This window comes from Sinorhizobium terangae, from assembly GCF_009601505.1.
GTDB classification, from domain to species: domain Bacteria; phylum Pseudomonadota; class Alphaproteobacteria; order Rhizobiales; family Rhizobiaceae; genus Sinorhizobium; species Sinorhizobium terangae.
The window spans coordinates 112390-121963 of sequence record NZ_WITC01000023.1 but is presented as its reverse complement, the minus strand read 5'-3'; the positions used below and the strand labels follow the sequence as shown (position 1 = coordinate 121963).

6 protein-coding genes are annotated in these 9574 nt (G+C 60.6%); 5 read left to right on the top strand and 1 reads right to left on the bottom strand.

The window, feature by feature from the left end; all coding sequences use genetic code 11:
* Window positions 1–1256 (bottom strand): type II and III secretion system protein family protein (locus tag GHK62_RS04650; protein ID WP_420377789.1); only part of this gene is annotated, 1256 nt, incomplete at its 3' end.
* A gap of 379 nt (window positions 1257–1635) precedes the next feature.
* Between GHK62_RS04650 and GHK62_RS04645 the strand changes: the two genes are divergently transcribed.
* The 5 genes from GHK62_RS04645 (at window position 1636) to GHK62_RS04625 (ending at window position 9574) form a co-directional block, all read left to right on the top strand.
* Complete coding sequence (locus GHK62_RS04645; RefSeq protein WP_153437162.1) at window positions 1636–4854, top strand: PAS domain S-box protein; 3219 nt, start codon at window positions 1636–1638, stop codon at window positions 4852–4854.
* Between the two features lie 215 nt (window positions 4855–5069).
* Window positions 5070–5753 carry a LuxR C-terminal-related transcriptional regulator gene (locus GHK62_RS04640; RefSeq protein WP_153437161.1) on the top strand — a complete coding sequence of 228 codons (684 nt, stop codon included), beginning with the start codon at window positions 5070–5072 and terminating at the stop codon, window positions 5751–5753.
* 188 nt (window positions 5754–5941) lie between these two features.
* Entirely contained in the window at window positions 5942–7306 is a 1365-nt protein-coding gene (locus tag GHK62_RS04635; RefSeq protein ID WP_184108462.1) for a CheR family methyltransferase, read from the top strand.
* A complete protein-coding gene (locus tag GHK62_RS04630; RefSeq protein ID WP_153437151.1) occupies window positions 7303–7971 on the top strand; it encodes a chemotaxis protein CheW in 669 nt (222 codons plus the stop codon). Before GHK62_RS04635 ends, GHK62_RS04630 begins: the two co-directional genes overlap by 4 nt.
* Complete coding sequence (locus tag GHK62_RS04625; RefSeq protein ID WP_153437150.1) at window positions 7949–9574, top strand: methyl-accepting chemotaxis protein; 1626 nt, start codon at window positions 7949–7951, stop codon at window positions 9572–9574. Before GHK62_RS04630 ends, GHK62_RS04625 begins: the two co-directional genes overlap by 23 nt.

The following is a 9574-nucleotide window of genomic DNA, read 5'->3' as shown; positions in this document are numbered from 1 at the left end:
ATGATGACGAGATCGGACTCCCGCTTCAGGAAGCTCGTCGAGCGGAACAGCGCGCCGATCACCGGAACCTGCGACACCCACGGCAATTGTTGAACGTCCTTGGCATTGATCGACTGCAGCAACCCGGCCATGGCGAAGCTCTGGCCGTCGCGCAGCGCCACCGTTGTCTTCGCCGCGCGCGAGATGAAGCCGGGATTGCCGTTGACGTTGATCGAGGTGTCGAGCTCGGAGACTTCCGGCTCGATCTTGAGACTGATGAGCCCGCTGTCGAGCACCACCGGCGTGAAGGTGAGCCTGACGCCGAAAGGCCGGTAATCGGTTTCGGTCGCGACCGTCGCGCCATTGGCAACCGTCGTCTGGATCGGCACCTCGCCGCCGGCGTGGAAGCTTGCGGTCTCGCCGCTCATGGCGATCAGGTTCGGCTGCGCCAGCCGGCGCACCAGGCCCTTCTGCTCCAGCGCATTGATGACGACGTCGATCCGGCCGCCGGCAATCTCCAGCACCTTGGCGATCAGCTGCCCGAAGGGCTGCATGCCGGTCGCCGCCCCCGCGGCATCTCCGAGTGTGCGGACAAGGTTTCCGTCATCATCGACAGCGATACCCTGGCTGGTCGTTGCCTTGCCGATACCGTTCTTGCCCTGGCCGGACCAACCGATGCCGAGGTCGCGTCCCGTCTGGCGGGAAGCCTCGATCACGCGCACCTCCAGCATGACCTGCTGGGAATCGCTGACGCGCAACTGGTTCAGCACCGGCTGATCGGAATAGGACTGGGCGATCTCCAGCACGCGCTGTAATTCCACGGCGTCACGCACGGTGCCGGTCAGGCGAATGCGATCGTTGGAATTGAACACCCGAATCCGCGCTGAAGGTGCAGCGGATCGGATCGCCGCCGCAACCTCGCTGAAGTCGCTGGCGACGCGGATGTCGATGACGCCTATCAGCGCCTTGTTGTCGTCATAGACGGAGATGTTTGTGGACCCCGTCTGCTTGCCGCGGATGAACAGCGACCTCTCGGAGAGCGGCACGACGTCGATCAACTCGGCGCTGCCGATCACAAGGTCGCCGAAGGACTTTCCAGTCCTGATCGTGATCGTGTCGTTCGGCGCCAACGTCACCTGCTCCACGGTGCCCGTGAGGCTCACGAATTCTTCCTGAGCGTCCGCCCGACCGATGAAATAGGGGCTCGATAAAGTGCAGGCGCCTACCACCGCCGTCAATGCCGGAAGGGTTCCGGCTCGCGCCAACCCCTTGCTCATTCTGCTCAGCATTTCCGCTCCAGCCTCCGCTCGTTGTCCACCGCCCGGCGGCAAAGCCGCACCTTAATTCTTCCCCCCCAACCCGACTCGGTGCCCCTTACGCGAAGCGCACGGTCGCCCATTTCGGCTCTACCGACAAGAGTGGCTGCGCATTTCACACGCAATCTCTGACTGTTTTTTGCGACGTCGCTGCCTCACGCCTTGCCGATCCTGCTCGCAATGGTCCTAGCCACGAACGGTCCGCCGGCACAATCGCTAGGCTTGACGACCGCCGTACGGGAACTACTTGTGGTCGAGATCAGTTAGTCCAGATAGTACAACCAGGCGGGGCTCGACTGCAGCGGAAGGGGCCTGCCGCCGTCAGTCGAAGAGCCGTGGCATGAACGCTCCGATTCCCGAACGTTCGCCGAAGAGGTCCCATGACTTCTTTCAGTATCTTATCGATGGCATTGCCGAACCGGTGATCGTCAAAGACGAGGCGTCGAGATTTGTCTTCATAAACAGCGAAGCATGCGGGCTTATGGGCAGAACTCGCGATGAACTCCTCGGACGCACCGACTATGATTTTTTGCCAAGCGAGGAAGCCCATCGGATTGTTGCGCTTGACAGAGCGGTCCTTTCCACCGGCGAGGACTGTCAGCTCGAAGAGCAAATCACCACGCCAGACGGCGTCACGCGGACGCTGCTGACCAAGAAGCGCTGCGTGCGCATACCGATTGGCGCGAAGGAAGAGAAATTCCTGGTCGCCGCCATCGTCGAAATCACACATCTTCGTAAGACCGAAGCAACACTGCGCGCCAGCGAAGAGCACTATCGGTCGCTCGTAGACTTGCATCCCCAGGTTCCTTGGACGGCTGACGCGAAGGGCGAGGTGTTGGAAGTAGGCCCGCGATGGACCGAATTTACCGGATTGGGCGAGAAGGAGACGCTCGGACGTGGATGGGCAAAAGCCGTGCATCCGCGGGACGCCGCCATGGTTCACACGCAGTGGCAACGCTCTCTTTCAAGTGGCGAACCCCTCGATGTCGAATATCGGCTTTTGACCGCAACTGGTCATTACCGCTGGTTCCGAGGCCGCGCGGTGGCCAAGCGCAACGGCGCTGGAGAAATTGCGCGCTGGTATGGCGTCCTTGAGGATGTCGACGATATTCGCCGCGCCGTCGAGGCTCTACGCGAAAGCGAGGCGCGTTTCCGGGCGATCGCCGACGACGCACCGGTGATGATCTGGGTAGCGGACCCTTCGGGCGACACGAGTTTCTTCAATCGCCTCTGGCTTGAGACCACCGGCCAAACGGAAGCCGAGGCCCTTGGTTTCGGCTGGGTGGATGTGATCCATCCCGATGACCGGGAGAAAGTGCAAGAAACATTCTTCCACGCAGCAACAGGTAAGGAGCCGGTCCGCAGCGAGTACCGCTTGCGGCGAGCCGATGGCAGGTGGGCGTGGGTGATCGATGTCGGCCAACCTCGCTTTGCCGACGATGGAACATTTCTGGGATATGTAGGCTCGGTCCTCGACATCACGGAACGCCGAGCCGCTGAGATCGCGCAACAGGAATCGCAGGCCTTCATCAGAAGCATTTTCGACAGCAGCCCCGACTGTGTACGCGTACTCGATCTGGACGGAAAGCCGCTGCTTATGAACAAGGCCGGTCGGCGGATCTTCGGCCACGCGGAGGGGGATCCGCTTACGAAAACGACATGGGACGTTATCGGCAGCGACGCGGACGCACAAAGGGTTCTAGAGGGTTGGGCAAAAGTCAGAGCCGGGGAGACGGCCCGCTTCGAGATCACGGTGCGCGATGCCGAGGGCGCGCAAAGATGCATGGACGTGATCGCGGCCCCCATCATGGGAAGTGAAGGAAAGCCAGTCCGAATGCTTACGATCTGGCGCGACATCACCGACGCCAAGCGCGCCAGCGAGGAAATCATTCGCGCGCACAGGAGGGCCGAGGCCGCGGCCGATCAGCTATCGTCGGTTCTCGATAGCACCATGGATAGCGTCATGCTCCTAGATGCCGGATGGCGAATTCGCTACTTGAATGAGAACGTGAAGCGACTTCTCAACATCGGGGACGAGGCGCTCGGACAAGTCTTCTGGAAGCTGTTCCCCAAAGAGATCGAGGGGAATTTTGCCAAGCACTGCCAGGAAGTCATGAGTCGGCGCGTTCGGTCCTTCTTTGAAGATTACTTGCCGTCGCTCGACACATGGATCGAGGCCAGCGCGTCCCCGACGCAAGACGGCATCTCTATTTTCTGTCGAGACATAACCGAGCGCCGTCGAGCAGAGGAAGATAAGCTTCAGGCCCAGAAGCAGCTAGCCCACATGGCAAGGCACGACATGCTTACCGGGCTTTCAAACCGGATGTTCTTCCGCGAATCCTTCGATCGGGCGCTAAGCGAGAGGCACGCGTCCCAGCGCATGGCGGTGCTGTGCCTGGATCTCGATGGGTTCAAGGCAATCAACGACACTCTTGGGCATCCGGCCGGCGACGCTTTGTTGCGCCAGGTATCTTCGCGACTCGTCGAGTCTGTGAGAGCAACGGACATTGTCGCCCGCCTCGGGGGTGACGAGTTTGCTATCATATACTTGGCAGCAAGGACCCATGAAGAGGCCTTTCGCGTCGCCCAACGGATAATCGACACCCTTTCCGAGCCGTTCGTCATTGAGGGTGTGAGCGCGACTGTCGGAGCGAGCGTCGGGATTGCTTTTGCGCCGGATGACGGGACTTCGGCGGACGAATTGATCAAGGCCGCCGACATAGCCCTCTATAACGCCAAGTCAAGCGGTCGGGGGACTTACAGGCGCTTCGATGTGGCTATGCACGCGCAACTTCAGGCGCACCAGAAGATGAAGATTGCACTTAGGGGCGCCCTCGAAAGGAACGAATTCGAGCTGTTCTACCAGCCGCTGATCAGCTTAAAATCACGGCGTGTAACGGGATGCGAAGCGCTATTGAGGTGGCGCAATCCGGAAAGAGGGATGATTGCTCCTTCAGAGTTCGTCCCTATTGCAGAAGAAACCGCATTGATCGTGACGATTGGTGAGTGGATACTCGCTGAAGCCTGCCGCGAAGCCTCACTATGGCCGGAGCATGTAAGCATCGCAGTCAACCTCTCTCCGGTCCAGTTCAAACATCGCAATCTCGTCAAGGCAGTGGCCGATGCTCTCTCGTCTTCCGGGCTTAATCCCGCGCGCCTGCAATTGGAGATCACCGAATCGGTCCTGCTGGACGAGAGTGAGCACAATGTCCAAGTGCTCCACGACTTGCGGAGCCTCGGTGTAAAAATCGCAATGGACGATTTCGGAACGGGCTATTCGTCGCTTGGCTACCTCAGAACCTTTCCCTTCGACAAGATCAAGGTGGATCAAGCCTTTGTCCGCGACCTTCCGCACGGGAAGGAATCGCTTGCAATCGTGAGAGCCGTCGCCGGGCTTGGCCGGAGCCTTGGGATGACCACGACGATCGAGGGCATCGAGACCGAGGATCAACTGGCGATCGCGAATGCGGAAGGTTTCCATGAGGTTCAGGGCTATATTTTTTCGCGCCCCGTGCCCGCAGGGGAAATTTCCAGGTTGATCGAGGACGGCTCGCTTTGAAGGGGCCGCACAGCATGCGTTGCGACTGCTTTGTGGGCCAATCAGGAGCATCTAGCCCTACGCATCGTGGTACGTGTGTGGCATAATCTCAGTACTACTGCGCGTTGACGCGCAATACACGGGAACGCATTCGCCGGGACGATCGTTAGTTGCGGAACCGCCGGCGAGCCGAATCGATGGCCCGCAAGCGCCAGACAACCGGCGAGGACAAGGTAATGAATGCCTCACGCGTCGCACTTATTGCCGATGATGATGAATTCTTCCGGATCGCGCTCGGCTTCATCCTGAAGAGCAAACTGCAATTCACGGAGATCATCGATGCAGGGTCGCTCGATGAAGCCGTTGAAAGACTCAGTGGGCGCGGCGACATATTGTTGGCGTTGTTCGATTTGGCGATGCCGGGGATGCAGAGTGCAGCCAGCCTCGCTGCCGTACGCGATGTTCACCCCGAACTGAAGGTCGTTGTGGTTTCGGCATCGTCCCGTCGATCGGACATATTGTCCGCCCTCACGGCCGGCATAAACGGCTATGTGCCAAAGGGCCTCGGGGCGACCGAGCTTGCCGAAGCACTAGGCGCCGTTCTCAACGGCGCAGTTTATGTGCCGCCTTCGATCGCGGGCCGCGCCTCCCCTCCCGAAGAAGCAGGTGTCCCTCCGCTCGTCCGCGGAAACCAGGACGAGCGGAGCCATCGCACGATCGAGTTCCTCACGCCAAGGCAGCGCGAGGTTCTCCTGCTCCTTGTGCAGGGGCTCTCGAACAAGGAAATCGCCCGCAAGCTGAACCTCGGCGAGGGTACCGTGAAGATCCATATGGCAGCACTCTTCCGCAGTCTGCGGGTCAGGAACCGCCAGGAGGCGGCCGCCGCAGGGGCGCGCCTGTTGCCCATGACCGAAAGCTAGGCCGACATAGTCCGGTCGGACAGGCCGCCGTCTAAGCCATCCGGATGAGTAGCGTAAATGCATGCCAAGACGTAATGACGACAACAACGGAAACGAATGTGGAACGAAATGCGCCAGCATGCTTCGACAGCTAGCATATCCCGCCCCCCGCTTCGCGCCTGCCCGGCAAATGAGCAAGGGGGTGTCCGGTGACAGGACACGCGCCGTCCTCAAACTTCGCTGAACAGGTTGCCTACAGGGTCGGCCTCAGTCTTCCAGCCTCCCGAAAAGGGTACGTCGCTTCGGCGATCGCTCGGCTCATGGTGCGGCGTGGGATTGGCGACAGCCGGTTGTTTCTCGATCGGCTGGGGCTGGACGCGGAATTGACCGACGATGCGGTCGCTGCGATCACGGTCGGAGAAACGCATTTCTTTCGGGGTCCAGATCAATTCCAGCTTATACGGCAAACAATCCTTCCCGAACTGCGGCGACGGCAGTCCGATGGCTCTCCCGTCCGGATCTGGAGCCTTGGCTGTGCAACGGGTGAGGAGCCCTACTCCCTTGCCATTCTCTGCGACGAGGAAGGTCTTTTGGGGGATGTTCGAATAAGTGCAGCCGACATCTCCAGGAGGGCGCTCGCCATCGCGAAGGCGGCCGAATATGGCGAATGGTCCTTGAGGAATACGGATCACAAGCAAAGAAAACGCCATTTCACCTCATGCGATGAAGGATTTCGACTGCACGAACGACTGCGCCGGCGGGTCGAGTTCGCTCACCTGAACCTTGGTACAGACGAGCTTCCGGCGCCGGAAAAGCAATTGGCTGACTTCGATTTGATCCTTTGCCGCAACGTGCTCGTCCATCTCGACGCGATCGCGGTGCCCCGGATTGCGCGTCAGCTACTCGCCTGCCTCGCCGATGGAGGCTGGCTGTTGACGGCACCCGCCGATCCACCTTTGTGGAAATACGCACCATTCGAGACTTCGGTCACACCTGCCGGTGTTGTCTATCGGCGCATCATAGCCCATCCACACGCGACCAGGAGTTCCATCTCATGTGCGACCTCCGTGCACGGTCAGACCAAAAAACCTGTCGCGCACGTGCCGCCTGTTCGAGCTTGTGTTGGCGATGCGCGAAAAGAGCTCGGCGACCAAACCTTCAAGGCTATTGCCCGGCAAATCCGCTCGCATTTCGATATGGGTGAGACTCGCGAAGCCGCGCGGCTTGCTGCGCAAGCGACGGAAAGCCACCCGCTCTCGGCGGAGCTACATTTCCTCCACGCGCTCTCTCAGATGGCCAACGAAGAAACCGCCGCGGCTGCCGCGGCGCTGCGACGCGTGGTCTATCTGGACAGCACTCTGGCAGCCGCGCAATTCTTTCTCGGTGCCTGTCTCAAAGACAGCGACCCGCAAGCGGCCCTCCGAAGCTTCGAAAACGTGCGCCTGATTTGCATCTCTCGTCCGCCGCAGGAACGCGTCTCCCTGATGCCCGAGACGACGGCCGGACATCTCGCGGAGCGTGCGCAGCGGGAAATCGGCAAGATCCGGCAAAGTCCAGGGAGCGAAGGCCCATGACGACACCCTCCCGGCCCGCCGCTCGCCCGGTCGACTGGACTGCCGTCAGAAGGCGCATGGCGGCGGCGATAGAGCAGACGGAGGCGCTTTTGGAAACGGCACAACAAGATCCGGGCGCGCCGAATGAGCAAACATCACGATCGGCCGGCGATGCGTTCGCCGGGCTGAGTGAAGAGCAGGCGGTAGGCCTTGTGACCTTCATGCTAGCGGATCGCGAGTTTGCCCTGGAAATTCGCTACGTTTGCGAAATCGTTTCGAAGCCACGCGTCAGTCCGCTTCCTGGTATGCCCCCGCATGCCTATGGCATCCATGATTTGCGCGGCCAGTTGCTTCCCGTCTTCGATCTATGCGGACTGCTCGACCTCCCCCGACGAGCCGGCGCGGCCAATGACTGGGCGATCGTATGCGGAGAGACGCACCCTGAGTTCTTGATCCTGTCTGACGCCGCGCCGGCGATATTGATGCTTCCCTCGGAGAAAATCGGCACGGCAACGGCCGGTCCCGGCGATAAAGCTTGGTATCGCGGAACGACGCAGGCCGGAACGGTCATTGTGGACGGCTACATTCTATTGAACGACCGCCAATTCTTTCTTGAGGATGTGCAGATCATCGCCGACGACGAGACGGTAAGGACCGATATCCATGAGTCCTCGACTAGCGAATAGCCTCAATGGCGCATTGGCGTTGGCGATGCTGCTGTTCGTAGCCGCAGCGGCCCTGCTTGCTGGATCCAGCTTTTTTGCCCTGGAACGGGTGCGGGCCGATCTTGCTGCGACGTCTTCGCTCGGCAAGGAGCGTGTCGCCTACCAGATGATCTATGCAGCCGGGCGCTTGGAACGAGCGGACGGCCCCGCTCGCGCCGCCGCTGCCGACGAATTGCGTGGCCTCATGGACCGCAACGAGCGGATGCTTACGAGCCTGGTCACTGGTGACGAAACATTGGGGCTGGAAGCGACGACCGATCCTGCCGCCCTCACGCAGCTTGAACGAGCCCGGCAACAATGGCGGGGGGAGGTGAGGCCCGCTCTGGAAAGAGCCATCGCCAATGCGCCGATCGATCACGCCGCATTGAATGAGCTCGACCCAAAGGTCAGGACCTTTGCCGCGCGAATAGACGAATTGATCAGCCAAATCGAGCAGGCGGGAGTCGCGCGGCTCCAGCGCTCGCAGGTGTTGCAGCTTGGTTTTTCGGTTCTCGCGGTTCTGATGCTCCTCCACGTACTGCGCGTCACGCGTCGCCTTGTGCGGCGTACTCGCGCGCTCGCCAGTTTGGCCGAAAAGATCGCTGCCGGTGACCTGGCGCAGAAGGCCCCTGTGGAAGGCACCGACGAGCTCGCAATTCTCGGGGGTTCCTTCAATGCCATGACCGCAAGGCTAGCTGGAATGATCGACAGTGAACGAAGCGGCAGGGAGAGGCTTGAAGAACTACTCGTCATGATCTCGGAAACGGCGCAACACCTTTCGTCGTCCGCCGCCGAGATCCTCGCCGGAACCACCCAACAGGTCGAAGGCATGCGTGAGCAATCGTCGGCCGTCGCCCAAACAGTTACAAGCGTCGATGAGGTACTGCAGACGTCCGAGCAGGCGGCGCAGCGTGCGCAACAGGTTGCGACCTCCTATGACCAGGCCGTCAAGATCAGCAATGAAGGCCGCAGAGCGCTCGATGATACGGTGCAGGTGATGCATACGGTGAGCGCACGCACGGAAGCGATTGCCGGAGACATTCTTTCCTTGGCGGAAAACAGCCTGGAAATCGGCGAGATCGTCTCGGTCGTCGCCGAAATCGCGGACCAGACGAACCTGTTGGCGCTGAATGCTGCCATCGAGGCGTCGCGCGCCGGCGAGCACGGAAGAGGTTTCAGTGTCGTCGCCAGTGAGATCAGGACACTTGCTGACCAGTCGAAGTCCGCGACCACCCGGGTCCGTCGAATTCTGATGGAGATCCAAAAAGCGACGAACGCGGCGGTGATTGGCGCCGAGGATGGCACGAAGAGTGTCAGTCGCGCCCTCGAGACGGTGAACGAAGCGGGCGAAACGATCCGGCAGCTCGAGTCGATCGTTGCCGACTCGGCGCGCTCGGTCGCCCAGATCGCCGCTTCAGCGGGCCAGCAAAAAGCGGGCATGAAGCATATTCACGACGCGATGCATTACATCGAGCAGGCGAGCAGCCAGAATCTCTCGGCGATCCGGCAGGCGGAGGAGGCCGCGAAAGATCTCAACGAGTTGGGCTCGAGGCTGAAGGAAATGCTCGCTGACCATGGCAACTGA